General features: G+C 68.5%; 10 protein-coding genes and 2 rRNA genes. 1 reads left to right on the top strand and 11 read right to left on the bottom strand.

Annotation, left to right across the window (positions count from 1 at the left end; genetic code table 11):
• Positions 1-60: 60 nt before the first annotated feature.
• From ACZZ9K_RS17205 to ACZZ9K_RS17180, 6 genes are read right to left on the bottom strand one after another with little or no spacing between them, the layout of a single operon-like run.
• Complete coding sequence (locus ACZZ9K_RS17205) at positions 61-2,184, bottom strand: glycoside hydrolase family 36 protein (RefSeq protein WP_463444693.1); 2,124 nt, start codon at positions 2,182-2,184, stop codon at positions 61-63.
• Complete coding sequence (locus tag ACZZ9K_RS17200) at positions 2,181-3,074, bottom strand: ABC transporter ATP-binding protein (RefSeq protein WP_111023915.1); 894 nt, start codon at positions 3,072-3,074, stop codon at positions 2,181-2,183. The genes ACZZ9K_RS17205 and ACZZ9K_RS17200 overlap by 4 nt, the downstream gene beginning before the upstream one ends.
• Entirely contained in the window at positions 3,071-4,027 is a 957-nt protein-coding gene (locus ACZZ9K_RS17195; RefSeq protein ID WP_194622258.1) for an ABC transporter ATP-binding protein, read from the bottom strand. Before ACZZ9K_RS17195 ends, ACZZ9K_RS17200 begins: the two co-directional genes overlap by 4 nt.
• Positions 4,024-5,064 (bottom strand): ABC transporter permease, encoded by a 1,041-nt coding sequence (locus ACZZ9K_RS17190; RefSeq protein WP_084741308.1) that lies wholly within the window; start codon positions 5,062-5,064, stop codon positions 4,024-4,026. Before ACZZ9K_RS17190 ends, ACZZ9K_RS17195 begins: the two co-directional genes overlap by 4 nt.
• Before the next feature lie 14 nt (positions 5,065-5,078).
• The gene (locus ACZZ9K_RS17185; RefSeq protein WP_071247140.1) at positions 5,079-6,068 is read right to left on the bottom strand and encodes an ABC transporter permease; all 990 of its coding nucleotides are present in this window, start codon (positions 6,066-6,068) and stop codon (positions 5,079-5,081) included.
• Positions 6,069-6,102: 34 nt separating this feature from the next.
• Positions 6,103-7,788, bottom strand: coding sequence for an ABC transporter substrate-binding protein (locus ACZZ9K_RS17180; protein WP_463444692.1), 1,686 nt, complete (start codon positions 7,786-7,788; stop codon positions 6,103-6,105).
• A 116-nt stretch (positions 7,789-7,904) separates the two neighbouring features.
• Here ACZZ9K_RS17180 and ACZZ9K_RS17175 point away from each other — a divergent pair, with 116 nt between their 5' ends.
• Positions 7,905-10,475, top strand: a complete 2,571-nt coding sequence (locus ACZZ9K_RS17175) for a glycoside hydrolase family 2 protein (protein ID WP_463444691.1) — start codon at positions 7,905-7,907, stop codon at positions 10,473-10,475.
• Positions 10,476-10,548: 73 nt separating this feature from the next.
• Here the strand turns inward: ACZZ9K_RS17175 and ACZZ9K_RS17170 are convergent, their stop codons facing one another.
• From ACZZ9K_RS17170 to ACZZ9K_RS17150, 5 genes are all read right to left on the bottom strand, one after another.
• Positions 10,549-12,720: an alpha-galactosidase gene (locus ACZZ9K_RS17170; protein ID WP_463444690.1), complete on the bottom strand. Its 2,172-nt coding sequence runs from the start codon at positions 12,718-12,720 to the stop codon at positions 10,549-10,551.
• On the bottom strand, positions 12,717-14,732 hold the full coding sequence (locus ACZZ9K_RS17165) for a beta-galactosidase (RefSeq protein ID WP_463444689.1): 2,016 nt from the start codon (positions 14,730-14,732) through the stop codon (positions 12,717-12,719). The genes ACZZ9K_RS17170 and ACZZ9K_RS17165 overlap by 4 nt, the downstream gene beginning before the upstream one ends.
• Before the next feature lie 105 nt (positions 14,733-14,837).
• Positions 14,838-15,968 (bottom strand): ROK family transcriptional regulator, encoded by a 1,131-nt coding sequence (locus ACZZ9K_RS17160; protein ID WP_051596651.1) that lies wholly within the window; start codon positions 15,966-15,968, stop codon positions 14,838-14,840.
• Between the two features lie 126 nt (positions 15,969-16,094).
• A 5S ribosomal RNA gene (rrf, locus tag ACZZ9K_RS17155) occupies positions 16,095-16,211 on the bottom strand.
• A 156-nt stretch (positions 16,212-16,367) separates the two neighbouring features.
• Positions 16,368-19,495: ribosomal RNA gene (locus ACZZ9K_RS17150) — 23S ribosomal RNA — on the bottom strand.
• Between the last annotated feature and the right edge of the window lie 8 nt (positions 19,496-19,503).

Genomic DNA, 19,503 nt, shown 5'->3' with positions numbered 1-19,503 from the left:
GCCCGCACCGTGCCTCCCGTCCGCTCCAGCGCGCGCCCTGCCATCGCGACGCGCGCCCGCTCAGGCCCCCGCGTCCGCCTCCTGCGACCGGACGCGGAGCACCCGCGCCGTGGGGGTCGATCCGCCGTTCGCGACCTCGAGCGAGCCCGAAGCGGCGTCCCACGCCACGGACCACGACCCGAGTGCCGTCGGGAAGAGTGGCTCGACGACCACCCCCTGCCCGGCGAACGCCGGCAGCGGCAACGACACCGACGCCGACGCACCGGGCAGCGACCACACCGACAGGTACAGATCGCCCGAGGCGGCGTGCAGGCCGAGCGCGACCCACGGGTCCTCCCAGGCGGGCAGCCCGAGGGGCCAGACCGGGACCGACGCCTCGACGACGTCCAGCACCTGCCGGTGTGCCGCGATGGCGTCACCGACCACCGCCCGCTGCGACGACGACATCTCGTTCAGGTACCCCGACAGGTACATCCGCCCGAGCACCCCGTTCACGAGCGACAGCGTGAACAGCTCCGGGTCCATCGTCGGCGCCGGGTAGGCCCAGTTCCCCGCCTGCTCGGGCAGCATCGCGGCGGGAGCAGCGGCGGCGATCGTGGCGGACAACACCGGGTCCTGCTGGTCCGACGTCGACTGCATGTGCAGGCGGGACAACACGGCCCAGTCGGCGCGCATCGCTCCCGAGGCGCAGTTCTCGACGAGCAGTGCCGGGTACCGCTCCTGCACCGCGTCGAGCCAGTCGAGCAGCGCACGCTGGTGGTCGAGCATCCCGGCGAACGGCCCCGTCATGGTGTTGTTGTCCATCTTGAAGAACGTCACCCCGAGCTCCCCGACGAGCCGGTCGACCACCGCGTCGAGGTGTGCGCGGGCCTCCGGCGAGCGCAGGTCGAGCAGGTGCCGCCCGTGCTCCGCGACCCGGACCCCGTGGTGCTCGACGAACGCGGACGGTGGCAGGGTCGAGGCCAGCGGCGAGTGGATGCCGATGACCTCGGGTTCGAGCCAGAGGCCGGCCTGCATGCCGCGCGCACGGATGTGGTTGATGACGGCCTCGAGCCCCGTCGGGAACCGCGACGCCGCTTCCTCCCACGCTCCGACGGTGTCCCACCAGTGCCCCTCGGCGTACCAGCCGGCGTCGATGCAGAACAGGTCCGCTCCGGCGTCGGCGGCCGCGTCGATGAGCGGCAGGAGCTTCTCGGTGGTCGGGTCGCCCATGAGCGTGTTCATGTAGTCGTTGAACACCAGGGGCAGGGCACGGTCGGCCTCCCGCACGTGCCGGAACGCCCGACGCTGCCGGGTGAGCACCACGAAGGCGTCGTCGATCGACCCGGCGATCCCGACGGACACCGGCACCGAGGTGAACGGCTGCTCGGGCGTGACGACGGTGGTCCACTGGTGTTCCTGGTCGGTGGGGCCGCTCAGCAGCAGGTACGCGTGCCGCCGGGTCTCCCCGAGCTCGTACAGCCACGGCCCGTTGTGCTCGACCTGCCAGACGAGCGCGTACGGAAGCGACACAGCGTCCTCCGCCCGCAGCACCCCGATCGGCAGCGCCTCACCGGTCGACCACGAGCCGCGGTTCTGCACGACGGCGCGGCTGCGGGGAGGGTGGTGCTGGGCCTCCCGGTCGATGCGCGCAAGCCCGATGTCACGCAGCGGATCGGTCCGCCACCGGCTCTCCGCTGCCCAGTCGTTGTCGGCGTGCACGAGGGCGAGCTCGTCGACGCTGGCGCCCGAGTCGGTCAGGAACGCCCCGGTCGCGAACGACGACACGGAGTCGACGACGTGCTCGCCGTGCTCGGCCGACACCTCGGTCCACGTCTGGAACGCCGGTACGCCGGCGCGCGCCCGGAACACCGACTCGGCCTGGAGGCCCGTGGCCGCGTCCACCTGCACGATCCGGAACCACAGGTCGGTCCCGTCGTCGTGCGCGTGGTGCGACACGGGGCGCAGTCGCGCCCCGATGGTGGAGTCCACGTGCCGGAACCCGCCCGGGAACCGCCCGTGCCCGATCGTCGTCAGCTCGACGAGTGGCTGCGGGTCGTCCGGCCCGTCGGCGAGCGTGCCGCCGGCGAGCGCTCCGCCAGCCGGCACGAACGACACGAGCGCCGCGGGCTGGTCCGCACCGACCCGGAACCGTGCGGCGAACCCGTCGGTGACCCAGTCGACGAACGTCAACCCGTCGCTCATCGCGCCCCGACCGGTGCGGGCTCGCTCGACACCCAGTCCCCGACCGTGTGGTCGTAGCAGGTGGTGTTGTCGATCTTCGTCCGGTCGAGCGGCGGCCCCGCGGTGATCCGGCGCTCGGTGCGCTCCGGGTCGGGGGCGGCCTCGGCGAGCAGCCGGGTGTAGTCGTGGTGCGGGTCGAGGATGACGGCGTCCGACGGTCCCCGCTCGACGACCCGGCCTCGGTAGAGCACCAGGATCTCGTCGGAGAAGTGCCGCGCGGTCGCCAGGTCGTGCGTGATGTAGAGCACGGCGAGTTCGTCCTCGCGCTGCAGCCGGCCGAGCAGGTTGAGCACGCTCAGGCGGATCGAGACGTCGAGCATCGACACGGGTTCGTCGGCGATGAGCACCTGGGCGCCCGGAGCGAGTGCGCGGGCGATGGCGACGCGCTGCCGCTGCCCGCCGGAGAGCTCGTGCGGCCGCCGCGACGCGAAGTCCTCGTCGAGGTTCACCCGGCCGAGCAGTTCCCGCACCTTGTCGGCGGTCTCGTCGGCGCCGCGGGCCCGGTGGTGCAACTGCAGCGGCCGGGCGATGTGGTGCTCGATCGAGTGGAACGGGTTGAGCGAGGCGAACGGGTCCTGGAACACCATCTGCACGTGCCGCCGGTACATGCTGCCCTCGACGGGGGTGCCGTCCTCGAGCCGCACGTCGATCGAGCCGCGCGTCCTGGTCTCGAGCTTGGCGAGCATCCGCGCGATGGTGGACTTGCCCGAGCCGGACTCCCCCACCAGCGCGACGGTCCGGCCGGGCAGCAGGTCGAACGACACGTCGTCGACGGCCCGCAGGGTGGTGCGCTTCAGGCCCTTGCGGGTGTGGAAGTCCTTGCCGAGGTGGCTGACGGTCACACTGGTCATCGGTCCGTCTCCTGTGCTGCCTGGACCACGACGGCCCGGGTGTCGGTCTCGGGTTCGGCGCCGTCCTCGACCCCGGTGCGGATGAACGCGCCGCGGGCTCCGGACAGGCTCGGGAACGACTGCAGCAGCTTCCGCGTGTACGGGTGCTGCGGGTCGTGCTGGATCACGCTGGCACGGTCGCACTCGACGACCTCGCCGCGGAGCATGATCGCGATCCGGTCGCTGATCTCGAGCAGCAGCGGCAGGTCGTGGGTGATGAACACGACGGCGAACCCGAGCTCGTCCCGCAGTCGGACGATCTCGCGCAGGATCTCCCGCTGCACCACGACGTCGAGCGCGGTGGTCGGCTCGTCCATGATCATGATCTGCGGTTCGAGCAGCATCGCCATGGCGATCATCACGCGCTGCCGCATGCCGCCCGACAGTTCGTGCGGGTACGCGGTGATGCGGGACGGGTCGACGCCGACGCGGCGCAGGGCGTCCTCGGCGATGGCCCGACGTTCCTTGCGGGGCATGCCCTTGCGGTGTTCGACCAGGGCGTCGTCGAGCTGGGCGCGGATGGTGGTGACCGGGTTGAGCGCGTTCATCGCCCCCTGGAACACCATCGACAGCTTCGACCACCGCACGGCCCGGAGTTGCTCGTGCGGCAGACCGAGCAGGTCGACGTCGGTGCCGTCGCGGTCGTGGAACGTGATGCTGCCCGACGTGACCTTCGCCGGCGGCCGGTGCAGCCGGGTGATGGCGTACGCCAGGGTCGTCTTGCCGCAGCCCGACTCCCCCGCGAGCCCGAGGATCTCGCCGGGCGCCAGGGTGAGCGAGACGTCCTTGACGGCGTGCACGGGGTGCTCGGTCTCGTAGACGACGTCGAGGTGGTCGATGGTCAGCACGGCCGGCCGGCGGCCGTCGCCCGTGGCGTCGGAGGTGACCGGTCGTGCGGTGTCGGTGGCGCTCATCGGGCGACCCCCTTCGTGTCGTGACCGGCGGTGGCGACGCGGGTCGGGCCTCCCGAGCGGGCCGCACGCTTCGCACGACGGTCGCGCCGTCGCTGCGCACGCACGTTCGCGAGTCGCGGGTTGATGACCTCGTCGATCGAGAAGTTCACCAGGGACAGGCCCATGCCGAGCAGGGCGATGAGCAGGCCCGGCGGCACGAACCACCACCAGGCGCCGTTCGCCAGCGCGAAGCCGTTCTGGGCGTAGAAGAGCATCGTGCCGAGCGTCGACGAGTTCGACGCCCCGAGCCCGAGGAACGACAGCCCCGCCTCCCCGAGGATCGCGGCGATCACCGCGAACACGAACTGCGACGCGAGCACCGGCAGCAGGTTCGGCAGGATCTCGACGGCGATGACCCGCCAGGGCCGTTCGCCGGCGACCCGGGCGGCGGACACGTAGTCGCGGTTGCGGATCGACATCGTCTGCGCCCGCAGCACCCGCGCGGACCCGGCCCACGACGTGATCGCCAGGACGACCGCGATGGTCCAGAGCCCGCGGGCCTCACGCGGCACCAGGCCGGAGATGACGATGACGAGCGGCAGGCCGGGGATGACGAGGAACACGTTCGAGAACAGCGAGAACGCCTCGTCCATGATCCCGCCCAGGTAGGCGCCGAGGATGCCGAAGAACGCGGACAGCACCGTGGCGAGGACGCCGACGATGAGCCCGATCTGCAGGCTGCCCCGGGTGGCGAAGGCGAGCTGCGCCAGGACGTCCTGACCGGTCTGGGTGGTGCCGAGGACGTTCGAGCCGCTCGGCCCCTGCAGCCCGGTGTCGCGGATGGTGGTCGGGTCGCCGACGAGCAGCGGTCCGATCACCCCGAACAGCGTGACGCCGGCGACGAGCGCGATGCCCGTGACGAGCCACGGGGTGAGGGTCGGGAGGAACCGACGGATGCCGCCCTTCGACGCGCGCCGGGTGGCGATCGACGTGGTGCTGTCGGCCTCCTCGGTCAGCGCGCCGATGGTGGGCTCGGTCTCCTGCTGGATGTTGGTCATGGTCGTCTCCTCCCCTAGCTCCGGGCCCGCGTGCGCGGGTCGATCAGTCCGTACAGCAGGTCGACGACGAGGTTCGCGCCGAGGACCGCCAGGGTGATGAACAGGAAGATGCCCTGCATGAGCGCGTAGTCGTTGTTCGTCACGGCGGACAGCAGCTTCGACCCGATGCCCGGGTACGAGAACACCTGCTCGGTGACGACGGAGCCGGACACGATGAACCCGAGGGAGATCGCGAACCCGGCGACGGACGGCAGCACGGCGTTCCGGGCGGCGTAGTTCCGCAGGATCTTGCCGTCGGACAGCCCCTTGGCCTGCGCGGTGGTGATGTAGTCCTCGGACAGCGTCGACACCATCATGTTGCGCATGCCGAGCAGCCAGCCGCCGAGCGACGCGAGCACGATCGTCACCGCCGGCAGAACGCCGTACTGCACCGCCGAGACGATGAAGTCCCAGTTGAACCCGGGCGTCAGGATGACGTCGTAGCCGCCCTGTGCCGGGAACAGGTGGAGTCCGGTGGCGAAGAAGTACACCAGGATCAGCGCGAGCCAGAAGTACGGCACCGCGGCGAGCAGGGTGGTGGCCGGCACGAACGAGTCGAGCCAGGTGCCGGGCCGCCACCCGACGAAGGCCCCGAGGCCGACGCCGATGATCGCGGCCACGATGGTGGCGATGCCGACCAGGGCGATGGTCCACGGCAGCGAACTACCGATCACCTCGGTGACGGGTGCCGGGAAGTAACTGACGGACACGCCGAGGTCACCGCGGAACACGTTGACCAGGTAGTGGCCGTACTGGGAGATGAGCGGCTCCGAGGAATCGCCACCGAGGAGCAGCTCGTACGCCTCCCGGGTCGCCGGGGTCACCTGCCCGCCGCGCTGCTGGAGCTTGGCGAGCAGGATGTCCACCGGGTTGCCGGGCAGGAGCCTGGGGATGATGAAGTTCAGCGTCAGGGCCGCCCACAGTGCGACGACGTAGAAGCCGATCTTGCGCAGGAAGTAGGTCATCGTCGAGTGCCCCTCGGTCGCGATCCCATCGGTGTCAGCCCTTCGCCGGCTTGAGCGCCTTGAAGATCTCGGCGTTGTCCGGGCTCGCCCAGACCGCCGGGAACGCGTACAGGTCGTCCTTCGTCGGCCAGCCGGTGAACTTCGCCGCGTGGAACTCGCTCGTCGTACCGCCGGTCATCACGGGGATGTAGGGCAGGTCCTCGACGATGTGCTCCTGGATCGTGTCGAGCTCGGGCTGGGTCGCCGCGGTGTCCTCGGGGTTGATCGTGGCGAGCTTCGCGATGGCCTTGTCGACGTCGGGGTTGCTGTACCGCGAGATGTTCATCGGGGCCGCTTCACCGACCTTCGCGGTGTTGGCCGTCGTGAAGTAGTTGTTGTACAGGTAGTACGGGTTCGCCGTCGGGCCCTGGCCGAGCGAGTCGATCGCGAGCTCGAAGTTGCCCTTGGTCTTCTTGTCGGTCCACTCGTTCCACGACGACTGCTGCGCCTTGAGCTCGATACCCGCGGCCTTGAGCTGCTGCGTCATCGTGTCGATCGCGGTGATGTAGTCGGTCCACCCGGTGACGACCTCGACCGTCAGGGACAGCTTCTTGCCGTCCTTGGCGTAGATGCCGTCGGAGCCCTTCTCCCACCCGGCGTCCTCGAGGGTCGAGGCGGCCGCGTCGGTGTCGGCGGTCTCCGGCATCACGGCCGGCTCGATGTCCTTCGAGATGGTGTCCTTCTGCGTCGTGGTGAGCGCGAAGGTCGGCGAGATCTCGCTCGCGGTGTTCTCGAACGCCAGCGAGTTGAGCTGCTTGCGGTTGATGGCGTCGGCGATCGCGTGGCGGACCGCCGGGTCGGTCTGCGGGCCGGCGCACCCCAGGTCGGTGTTCGAGCAGGTCAGCAGGGCCATCTGGTTCTGGCCGACGGTGATGCCGTCGTAGCCGTTGTAGTTGGCGGGGATGTCGTCCATGTTCGGCACCGGGCCGGTCTGCCAGTCGATCGACCCCTGCTTCAGTGCGTCGGCGCCGGCGGTGTTGCCGGAGAGCGACAGGTAGCGGATGGTCTTCACGGCCGGGGCGCCGTCCCAGTACTTCTTGTTCGCCTCGAGGGTGAACGCCTGCGCCTTGAAGGTGCCGAGCGTGTACGGGCCGGTGCCGACGGGCTCGCGCACGACGTCGGTGGTCGGGTCGATGTCCTTCCACAGGTGCTCGGGCACGATCCAGGTCTTGCCGAGCAGGTTCGGGCCGAGCACGAACGACGGCTTGTCGAACGAGACGACGACCTTGTCGTCACCCTCGGCCTTCGCGGTGCCGTCGTAGCCGATCGAGTTCAGGGCCTTCTGCTTCTTGAGCATGTCGAGCGTGAACACGACGTCCTTCGAGGTGAAGGGTTCGCCGTCGCTCCAGGTGGCCCCGTCGCGCAGCGTGATGGTGAGCTGCGTGCCGTCCTCGTTCCACTCGTAGGACTTGCCGAGCAGCGGCTTCGGGTCCTTCGTGTTGACGTTGGTGATGAAGAAGAGCGACTCGTAGATCGTGCCGACGCCGCCGATGTTGGACGGTGACCACGGGTTGAAGTTGATCTGGTAGTCGCCGGACTGGCCGGTGTACGCCACCAGGGTCGAGGCAGCGGCGTCGTTCGTGCTGGCGGTGCCGCTGGAGCTGCAGCCGCTGAGCGCGAGGCCGGCTGCGAGGAGAACGGCGCCGCCGATGGCGAGCCGTGAACGGGTTGGGTTGAACATCGTTGTCCTCTCGGTCTGCGTCGTCGCAGGGTCCACGTTGTGAGCGTGATTGTTACACGCGTAAACTAAGGTGGTCAAGGGGTCGGGTCACGGCCCCGTAACGATGAGGAGACGCAATGGAGCGGACCACCCTGGACGGCACGTGGACCCTCGAGGCGGTGACCGGTCCCGAGCAGTCGGCGGAGCACCGCGAACCGGTCGAGGCGCAGGTCCCCGGCTGCGTGCACACCGACCTGCTGCGGGCCGGCCGGATCCCCGACCCGTTCGACGGCGACGGCGAGGCCGCCACCCAGTGGATCGGCGACACCGTCTGGCGCTACCGCCGCACGTTCGACTGGGCAGCGCCAGACGAGACCCGCCACGACCTCGTCGCCGAGGGCCTCGACACCCTCGCCACGATCGAGCTCAACGGCATCGTCGTCGCGACCACCGCCAACCAGCACCGTTCGTACCGGTTCCCCGTCGGGCATCTGCTCCGATCGGGCACAAACGAGCTCGTCGTCACGTTCGACGCGCCCGTCCCCGCAGCCGAGCGTCTGTCCGCACTGCACGGCGGCGAGCTGCCCCACGTCAACCACCACCCCTACAACGCGCTCCGCAAGAACGCGTCGAACTTCGGGTGGGACTGGGGCGTCGACGTCGCCACGAGCGGCATCTGGAAGTCGGTCGGCATCGAGTCCTGGAGCGGCGTCCGCATCGCGGCCGTCCGCCCGCTCGTCGACCTCGACGGCACCACCGGGGTGCTGACGGCCCACGTCGACGTCGAGCATGCCGGGTCCACCGGCTCCTTCTCGCAGGCGATCGGCAGCGCGCCCGTCGCGTCCGCGGACGGTTCCGCTGGCAGCGGTCTGGAGGCCCGGATCACCCTGGCCCCGCACCACGCGTCCGCAGGGCACCCGGGTTCCGACACCGAGCCTCCCGTCCGTCCCGGTGACACCCCGGACACCGTCGGCCGGGTCGTCGGCGCGCGCCCCGTCCTCGACGGCGCCGCGACCGTCCGCCTCGAGGTCCCCGACGTTGCCGTCTGGTGGCCCCGCGGCGAGGGCGACCAGCCGCTGTACGACGTCCGGGTCGAGGTCGGCGACGACGTGTGGACCGGCCGCGTGGGCTTCCGCACGGTCACGCTCGACACCGCTGCCGACGCCGGCGGCGCGCCGTTCCTGCTCCGCGTCAACGGCCGTCCGGTGATGGTGCGCGGGGCGAACTGGATCCCCGACCACGCCTACCTGACCGAGATGACACCCGAGCGGTACGCGGACCGGATCCAGGACGCGATCGACGCGAACATGAACCTGCTCCGCATCTGGGGCGGCGGCATCTACGAGTCCGACGACCTGTACGACCGGTGCGACGAGCTCGGCGTCCTGGTGTGGCAGGACTTCCTGTTCGCCTGTGCCGCCTACGCCGAGGAGCCCTGGCTCGCCGACGAGGTCGAGCCCGAGGTCCGCGAGGCCGTCACCCGCCTCAGCCCGCACCCCTCGCTCGTGGTGTGGAACGGCAACAACGAGAACCTCGTCGCCTACGCCGAGTGGGGCTGGCGGCCGTCGCTCGTCGGCCGGACCTGGGGCAACGGCTACTACCGTTCCCTGCTGCCGTCGGTCGTCTCCGAGCTGGACCCGACCCGGCCGTACACGCCGGGCAGCCCGTTCTCGTTCGACGAGTACCTGACGCCGAACGACCAGCGGAACGGCAGCGTGCACATCTGGGACGTCTGGAACCGGCTCGACTACCGCGCCTACGCCGACTGGGAGCCGCGGTTCGTCGCCGAGTTCGGGTTCCAGGGCCCGCCGGCGTGGTCGACCCTGACCGCGGTGGTGCACGACGAGCCCCTCGACCCGGACGGCCACGAGATGCTCGTGCACCAGAAGGCCGACCAGGGCAACCGGAAGCTCGCCGACGGCATGCGCGGCCACCTGCCCGAGCCGGCCTCGATCGAGGACTGGCACTTCGCCGCGCAGCTCAACCAGGCGCACGCGATCCGCTTCGGCATGGAGTGGTTCCGCTCCCGCACGCCCGACAACACCGGCATGGTCGTCTGGCAGCTGAACGACGACTGGCCCGTGGTGTCCTGGGCGCTCGTCGACCACGCCGGCATCCGGAAGCCCGTCTGGTACGCCGTCCGGCAGGCCTACCAGCCCGTGCTGCTCACCGTGCAGCTGTCGTCCGGTGGCCAGGGTGGGCTCGACGTCGTCCTCGTCAACGCGTCCGGGGCGTCGGTCGCCGACGAGGTCACGGTCTCCCGCGTCGCCTTCGACGGCACCGTACTCGAGTCGTCGTCGTTCACGCTCGCGGCCGACCCCGCCGATGCCGCCCGGGTGCAGCTGCCGTCGTCGCTCGCGGTACCGGGCGACCCCGGTTCCGAGGTCCTCGTCGTCACGGGAGCCGGCACCCGCACGGTGCACGACTTCGCCGAGGTCGTCGACCAGGCGCTCGAGCCCTCGCCCCTGTCCACGGTCGTGTCGGCGACGGACGACGGCGCGGCGGTCACCGTGACGGCGACGGCCTACGCGCGTGACGTCTCGCTGTTCCCCGACCGCGTGGATGCGGCCGCCCGCGTCGACGACGGGTTGGTGTCCCTGCTCCCCGGCGAGTCGGTGACCTTCACGGTGACGGGTGCGCCGGGCATCGCTGCACAGGAGCTCGTCCACCCGCTCGTCCTCCGCCACGCGGGTTCGCTCCTGCCCTGACCGGGGCGTCGCGCTGACGGTTCCGGTTCACGATCCCCCGGGTTCGCGAACCGGAACCGTCGGTCGAACGTGCTCAGTCGAGGGCGCGGAGCTCCAGCACGATCGCGGTCGCGGGGGCGAGCAGCGGGAGCCGTGCGCCGACGTCCTCGAACACGGCGCCGGTCAGTTCCAGGTGCCCGCGCACGAGCCACTCCGGCGGCACCATGTCGAGCCCGTGCGGCACGGCGAGCCCGGCCACCGGGGCGAGCCGGTAGCGCCGCGACCGGTCGAGTCCGCGCACCCGGAGCGGCACCGGCAACGACCTCGGCCCCGTCTCCGTCCGCGCCACCCGCACCAGCGCCCGCGAACGGTCGGTGGCCACGACCGACGTCGCCACCGTCCCCGGGTCCCCGAGGTCCAGGTGCCGCAGCCGCCCGGAGTGCAGCAGCCCGCGCTCCCGTCGGTACAGCGCCGTCCAGGCCCGGAGCCGGTCGAGCTCCTCGGGTGACAGCTTCGTGATGTCGGTCTCGATGCCGGCCGAGCCGAACAGCGACACCGCCATCCGGAAGTCCAGGTCGAGGTGCCGGCCCGTGGTGTGCGAGATCTCCGGCCCGACGTGCGAACCGATCAGCTCGAGCGGGAGCAGCGCCTCGGTCCAGCGCTGGATCGGCAGTCGCTCGAAGGCGTCGTTCGAGTCCGACGGCCACACCCGGTCGGTCCGCTCGAGCACGCCGAGATCGATCCGGGCACCGCCGCTCGCGCACGCCTCGATCTCGAGCCACGGGTGCCGCGCACGCAGCTCGTCCATCAAGGCGTACACGCCGCGGGTGTGCGCGTCGATGCCGGCGCGGCCCGCGTGCACCGCGTGCACGATGTCCCGGTTCTGGTCCCACTTCACGAAGTCGACGTGGTGCGCACCGATCACGCGGGACATGCTCTCGAGCACGTGGTGCCGGGCCAGCGGGTTCGCCATGTCGAGCACGTACTGGTTCCGCCACGTGCGGACGTCGTCCTCGGGACGCTGGAGCATCCACTCGGGGTGCGCCTCCGCCAGCTCGGAGACCGGGCTGACCATCTCGGGCTCGAACCACAGGCCGAACTCCATGCCGAGCGCACGCACCCGGTCGACGAGCGGTGCCAGCCCGTCCGGCCACACCGTCGGGTCGACGCGCCAGTCCCCGAGCGAGGTCGAGTCCGACCGCCGGCCGAGGAACCACCCGTCGTCGAGCACGAACCGCTCGACGCCGATGTCCGCCGCCGTCTCCGCCAGTGCCACCAGGGGCTCGAGCTCCTGCCGGTAGTAGACGGCCTCCCACGTGTTCAGCACCACGGGCCGGGGTCGTCGCGGGTGCCCCGGACGGCTGCGCAACGAGTCGTGCAGGCGGTCGGACAGCCCGTCGATCCCGGTGTCGCTCCAGACGAACACGGCGTCGGGGGCGGTGAACGACTCCCCCTCGCCGAGCACGACCTCGCCGGCGCGCAGCAGTTCCCCGGCGCCGAGCAGCGGTCGCGCCTCGGCGAGCTGGTCGTACCGGTACACGGAGTCGGCGCTCCAGGCCAGGTGCACCGCCCACAGCTCGCCCTCGGCATCCGAGAACCCGGGCGTCCCGAGCACGAGCAACGTCGGCGAGTCGTGTCCGGTCCGCCCGCGACGGCTCTCGCGCGCGTGGCTCCCGGCGGTCGCTGCCCGGCGCTGCGGGGTGCGCTCACGGGTCCACCGTCCGCCCAGGTCGAGCACCTCGGTGATCCGCTCCCCCACCGGCAGCGTCGCCTCGAGCGCCTGCACGTGCACGGGTTCGGCGCGCGTGTTCGTCACCGTGTGCCGCACCCGCAGCACCCCGGCGGTGTCGAGCGCGAACTCGCTCCGGAGCGCCAACGAGTCCGACTCCGCGGTCACGACGATCCGCTGTTCGTCCGCGACGGAGACGACAGCCGTGGCGACGTCACGCCACCGCGGCACGAGCGGCAGCCCGTCCACGTGCCCGGCGATCCCCGGTCGGCCCTCCCACCCGTCGCGCTCGGTCGGCAGCACCGTGAGCGGCCACCGCGCGTCGAGCGCACTCGGTCCGAGCGGCCGGCCGAGTGCGAGCAGCAGGTCGGCCGTGTCGTCCGGCGCGACGGGCCCGACGTCCCGACCCCAGTGCAGCACCTCGGGCAGCCCGTCCGCCGCGGAGGCCAGCACCAGCGACACCCCGGCTGATCGCAGCACGTGCACCCGTCGATCGCCTGCACCGACGGCTGTCGACTCGCGCTCCACGACGGTCACGAGGCCCGCTCCTCGCGTAGCACGCGGACGCGTCCGGCCGGCACGACGGTGTCCGGCCCGTGGCCGGACCCGTCGAGCAGGTCCGTCCCGGACGCGACGACCGTGACGTCGTCAGGACGGTGGTTGACGAGGAACAGGAAGGCGGAACCGTCGTCGCCGACGCGACGCACCGCCTCCAGGCCGGGAGGCCCGGTGACCGTCCGCAGGATCCCCCGCTCCGCGATCACCCCGTCCACGAGCCGTTGGATGCTGTCGTGCGCGAGCATCGCGGACACGTACCAGGCGCCGCCGCCGACGGCGCGGCGCGTGACGGCGGGCCGGCCCGCGAGCGGGCCGTCGGTGTACCGGAGCACGGACTCGGCGTCCTCGAGCACGACCGCTTCGGCCCAGTCGGTGACGACCTCGCCGTCGTCGAGCGTCCAGCGTTCGTCGCGCTGCAGCGGGGTGAACTCCTCGCTCCAGGCGCCGAGCACCTGGCGGAACGCTCCCGGGTAGCCCCCGGTGCGGATGCGCGCGGTCTCGTCGGCGACGCCGGACAGGTACGTGACGATCAGGGTGGCGCCGCGATCCACCACGGCGGACAACCGCGCGGCGGTCGCGTCGTCGACGATGAGCATCGTCGGCACGACGACCACGTCGTAGCCGTCCAGGTCGGCGTCGGCGGGGACCACGTCCGTGAGCACCTGCCGGTCGTGGAACGCGCGGTGCCAGGCGCGGAGCTCCCGGCCGTAGCGCAGGCCCCGATGCGGCTTGAGCCCCGACTGCACGGCCCACCCGGAGGCCTCGTCCACGACGATCGCGACCCGGGCCGGCTCGACTCGGGTGCCCTGCACGGGTGCGAGGTCCTGCAGCGCCCGGCCGAGGGCGAGCACCTCGCGCCAGATGCGTGTGCGGGTGCCGGCGTGCGGGAGCATCGCCGAGTGGAACTGCTCCGCACCCGCGGTGGAGGCCCGCCACTGGAAGAACAGCGCCCCGTCGGACCCGTGCGCGACGTGCGCCAGGGCGTTCCGGACGAGCTCCGCGGGTTCCTTGGCGCGGTTGCGCTGCTGCCAGCTCGGGCCACCCGTCGAGTGCTCCATGAGCAGCCAGGGACGGCGGTCCGCCGACATCCCGCGCATCCGGTCGCCGGCCAGCGCGAGGTCCTGCTCGCGGCGGGCGTCGTCGACGAGCGTGTAGTGGTCGTTCGCGACGATCGCCACGTGCTTCGCCCACCCGGCGTAGTCGACGACCTGTGACCCGGCACCCACCATGAAGTTCGTGGTGACCGGCACGTCCGAGTGCTGCTCGATGACCTCCTTCTCGGCGTCGTACTGGCGGAGCAGGGCATCGGACGAGTACCGCTCGAAGTCCAGCGCGAGCCCGGGGTTCGGCGCGCCGCCGACACCGCGCGGCGGCGAGACCTCGTCGAACGAGGTGTAGGTGTGCCCCCAGAAGGCCGTGCCCCACGCGTCGTTCGCGGCCTCGACGTGGCCGTACTCCGCGACGAGCCAGTGCCGGAAGTCCGCTGCCGACTCCTCGCAGTAGCACCGGCCGTTGCCGCCGCCGAGCTCGTTGCTCACGTGCCAGAGCCGCACCGCGGGGTGTCGGCCGTACCGCTCGGCCAGCGCGTCGACCATGCGGAGCGCGTGTTCCCGGAACAGCTCGGAGGCCGGGCACCACCCGAGTCGCCCACCCGGTCGTTCCCGCCGCTCCGTGGCGTCCACGGGCAGGATCTCCGGGTGTGCGGTCAGCAGCCAGTTCGGTGGGGCAGCGGTCGGCGTCGCGAGGTCCACCGCGATGCCGTGCTCGTGCAGCAGCGCGAGCACGTCGTCGAGCCACTCCCACGTGAAGTCCCCCGGCGACCGCTCGAGCAGCGCCCACGAGAACACCCCGACGGTGACCAGGTTCACCCCGGCCTCGCGCATCAGTCGGACGTCCTCGAGCCAGGTCTCCCGGGGCCACTGTTCGGGGCTGTAGTCGCCGCCGAACGACAGGCCGTCGGTCGGCCACGGGACGGTGGGGGCAGCGGTCACGGCATCTCCTTCGATGGTGTGGACCGCTCAAGCCTCCCGTCTGCGTCGGCGTTTGTCAACGTGCGTAACTAACGCATCGAGACCTCTGCCTGATCCCTCGACCGCTCACTCCCCCAGCAGCCGTCGGATGGCGAGGACCGCCCCTGCACGTGCCCACTCCGAGAACTCGAACGGCTGTACCTCTACCGTGACCGGCTCGGTGTACGGCGCCAGGGCGGCCCGCATCGACTCGTCGACGGTCGCCCGCGCCAGGTCGTACACGGGCAGCCCGTCGCCCGTCAGCACGATCGCTGCGGGGTCGGCGATGTGCACCGCGGTGGCGAGCAGGACCCCGAGGGCACGGCCGGCATCCTCGAACGCCGCGAGGGCTGCCTCGTCGCCGTCCCGGGCGAGCTCGACCACCTGGTCGTAGGTCTTCCCCTCGTGGCCGGCGTTCCGCACGATGACCGGGCTGGGCAGGTAGCTCGAGGCGCACCCGGCGTGACCGAGGCCGCAGTCCGGACCGCCTCCGAGGACCGGCAGGTGCCCGATGCGCCCCAGCCGTCCGTGCTCCCCGGTGGAGACCTGCCCGTTCGCGATGAGCCCGAGGCCCAGGCCCTCACCGACCGTCACGAGCACCATGGACCCGCGACCGGCACCCGCACCGAACCAGTGCTCCTTCGCCGTGAGCGCGTGGACGTCGTTCGCCGTGAACGTGGCGATGCCCGTCCGCTCCTCGAGCATCCGGGCGAACGGCACCTCGTGCCACCCGAGGAACACCGACGCCGCGACGACGGACTCCCCGGCGCGGACCATGACATCGCCGGGCAGCGAGACCCCGATCGCGCAGATGGCTGGATGCGCAGCACGGAGTCGGCCGAGCACCGCCGTGATCTGCTCCGCGAGCGACTCGGCGGCGGTGTCGTCGATGCCTTCTTCGTGCAGGGCGAGGACCCGTCCACCCAGGTCCGTGACCGCGGCGTACAGGCGGTCCTTCGTGAGCTTGATGCCGAGGAACTCCCACTGCCCGCTGCTCACCTGCAGGAGCTCCGACGGGCGGCCGGTGGCACCACGCACATCAGTGCCGACCTCGACCACGAGCCGCTGTGACACGAGGATGCGCATCGCCCGCGTGAGGCTCGCCCGTGAGAGCCCGAGTGACCGAGCGATCTCGGCGCGGGAGAGCACCCCGTGGATGAGGATCTCCCGCAGCGCCAGTCGGGAGCCGTCGGGCAGGGCCGGCCAGGCTTCGGTCATCGTTCCTCCGTCGTCGGCTGATCCTACGGCCTGACCGGGCCCCGTCGACAAGGACCCAGAACGGGCCTGAACGCAGAAAACCCCTGACCACGAATGGTCAGGGGTTCCCTGGTTCTTCTACGTTAAGTCCGGCGGCGTCCTACTCTCCCACAAGGTCCCCCTTGCAGTACCATCGGCGCTGAGAGGCTTAGCTTCCGGGTTCGGAATGTGACCGGGCGTTTCCCTCTCGCTATGACCACCGGAACACTCTCGACCAGATCATACTTGGTCTCAAAGCTGTCCCGACTGCTGCCCCCGGTGAAGAGGGCAGAGCGGTGTATTCAGTTTCGATTCCCGATCGTCTGTCGGGAACCACAAAGTGGACGCGAGCCCGTGCAACAAGTGCACGGAAATCAGTGTGTTATCAAGTCTTCGGCTTATTAGTACCGGTCAGCTCCACGGGTCGTTAGTCCCCGCTTCCACATCCGGCCTATCAACCCAGTAGTCTGCTGGGAGCCTCTCACACTCAAGGTGCATGGAAATCTCATCTCGAAGACGGCTTCCCGCTTAGATGCTTTCAGCGGTTATCCGGTCCGAACGTAGCTAATCAGCGGTGCCCTTGGCAGAACAACTGACACACCAGAGGTTCGTCCATCCCGGTCCTCTCGTACTAGGGATAGATCTTCTCAAATTTCCAACGCGCGCAGCGGATAGGGACCGAACTGTCTCACGACGTTCTAAACCCAGCTCGCGTACCGCTTTAATGGGCGAACAGCCCAACCCTTGGGACCTACTCCAGCCCCAGGATGCGACGAGCCGACATCGAGGTGCCAAACCATGCCGTCGATATGGACTCTTGGGCAAGATCAGCCTGTTATCCCCGAGGTACCTTTTATCCGTTGAGCGACAGCGCTTCCACAAGCCACTGCCGGATCACTAGTCCCGACTTTCGTCCCTGCTCGACCTGTCAGTCTCACAGTCAAGCTCCCTTGTGCACTTACACTCGCCACCTGATTGCCAACCAGGTTGAGGGAACCTTTGGGCGCCTCCGTTACTCTTTGGGAGGCAACCGCCCCAGTTAAACTACCCATCAGGCACTGTCCATGAACCCGATCAGGGTCCTACGTTAGACATCCAAAGTGACCAGAGTGGTATTTCAACAATGACTCCACGAACACTAGCGTGCCCGCTTCACAGTCTCCCACCTATCCTACACAAGCCACTCCGAACACCAATACCAAACTGTAGTAAAGGTCACGGGGTCTTTCCGTCCTGCTGCGCGTAACGAGCATCTTTACTCGTAGTGCAATTTCGCCGAGTTCGCGGTTGAGACAGCTGGGAAGTCGTTACGCCATTCGTGCAGGTCGGAACTTACCCGACAAGGAATTTCGCTACCTTAGGATGGTTATAGTTACCACCGCCGTTTACTGGGGCTTAAATTCAGAGCTTCGCCCAAAGGCTAACCCTTCCTCTTAACCTTCCAGCACCGGGCAGGCGTCAGTCCGTATACATCGTCTTGCGACTTCGCACGGACCTGTGTTTTTAGTAAACAGTCGCTTCCCACTGGTCTCTGCGGCCTTCAACGCTCACGGAGTAAATCCGGTCACGTGTCCGGCCCCCCTTCTCCCGAAGTTACGGGGGCATTTTGCCGAGTTCCTTAACCACGATTCTCTCGATCTCCTTGGTATTCTCTACCTGACCACCTGAGTCGGTTTCGGGTACGGGCGGCTGCAACCTCGCGTCGATGCTTTTCTCGGCAGCATAGGATCACTGATTTCCCCTTACGGGTACGCGTCGGATCTCAGGCACACAGACGACGGATTTGCCTATCGTCAGCCCTACATCCTTACACCAGGTTCACCTTACGGATACCATCGCCTGGCTCAGCTACCTTCCTGCGTCACACCTGTTCATACGCTAACCGCACCAGCATGGGGTCGAGCGTTAGACCGGCCACCATCACCCCGAAGGGATCCGGTTGTACCGGGTTAGGACTCTTAGCACCACTGGATTAGCTTGGGCGGTTGTTCGCCGGTACGGGAATATCAACCCGTTGTCCATCGACTACGCCTGTCGGCCTCGCCTTAGGTCCCGACTTACCCAGGGCGGATTAACCTGGCCCTGGAACCCTTGGTCTTTCGGAGGACGGGTTTCTCACCCGTCTTTCGCTACTCATGCCTGCATTCTCACTCGTGTAGCGTCCACGGCTGGATCACTCCGCCGCTTCACTCGCCACACGACGCTCTCCTACCACTCCGCACGACTGAACCACGAAGGCTTGTCTATAGTGCGAAATCTACAACTTCGGTGGTGTGCTTGAGCCCCGTTACATTGTCGGCGCGGAATCACTTGACCAGTGAGCTATTACGCACTCTTTCAAGGGTGGCTGCTTCTAAGCCAACCTCCTGGTTGTCTGTGCAACTCCACATCCTTTCCCACTTAGCACACGCTTAGGGACCTTAGTTGGTAGTCTGGGTTGTTTCCCTCTCGACGATGAAGCTTATCCCCCACCGTCTCACTGCTGCGCTCTCACTCACCGGCATTCGGAGTTTGGCTGACGTCAGTAACCTGTTGAGGCCCATCGGCCATCCAGTAGCTCTACCTCCGGCGAGAAACACGCAACGCTGCACCTAAATGCATTTCGGAGAGAACCAGCTATCACGAAGTTTGATTGGCCTTTCACCCCTATCCACAGCTCATCCCCTCCATTTTCAACTGAAGTGGGTTCGGTCCTCCACGACGTCTTACCGTCGCTTCAACCTGGCCATGGATAGATCACTTCGCTTCGGGTCTAGAACATGCGACTCAAACGCCCTATTCAGACTCGCTTTCGCTACGGCTGCCCCTCACGGGTTAACCTCGCCACATATCACTAACTCGCAGGCTCATTCTTCAAAAGGCACGCCGTCACCCCTACTAAGGAGGCTCCGACGGTTTGTAAGCAAACGGTTTCAGGTACTATTTCACTCCCCTCCCGGGGTACTTTTCACCTTTCCCTCACGGTACTTGTCCGCTATCGGTCATCTGGGAGTATTTAGGCTTATCAGGTGGTCCTGACAGATTCACACGGGATTTCTCGGGCCCCGTGCTACTTGGGATACACATCCGGCCATAACACCATTTCGTCTACGGGGCTGGCACCCACTACGGCCCGGCTTTCAAACCGGTTCGACTATGATGCGCTGTAACCGTCCCAGTCCGGCAGAACTGAGTGACGTGTCCCACAACCCCGACCATGCAACGCCCGCCGGCTATCACACATGATCGGTTTAGCCTCATCCGCTTTCGCTCGCCACTACTCACGGAATCACATGTTGTTTTCTCTTCCTGTGGGTACTGAGATGTTTCACTTCCCCACGTTCCCTCTACCCGCCCTATATATTCAGGCGGGAGTCACCAGGTCGCAAAACGCCTGGCGGGGTTTCCCCATTCGGAAATCCTCGGATCGAGGCTCGATTATCAGCTCCCCGAGGCTTATCGCAGATTTCTACGTCCTTCATCGGCTCCAGATGCCAAGGCATCCACCGTTTGCTCTTAGAAACTTGACCACAAAGAT

The organism is Curtobacterium sp. AC268 (assembly GCF_979258745.1).
The sequence above is the reverse complement of the archived record's forward strand: the minus strand, read 5'-3'. Positions and strand labels throughout refer to the sequence as shown.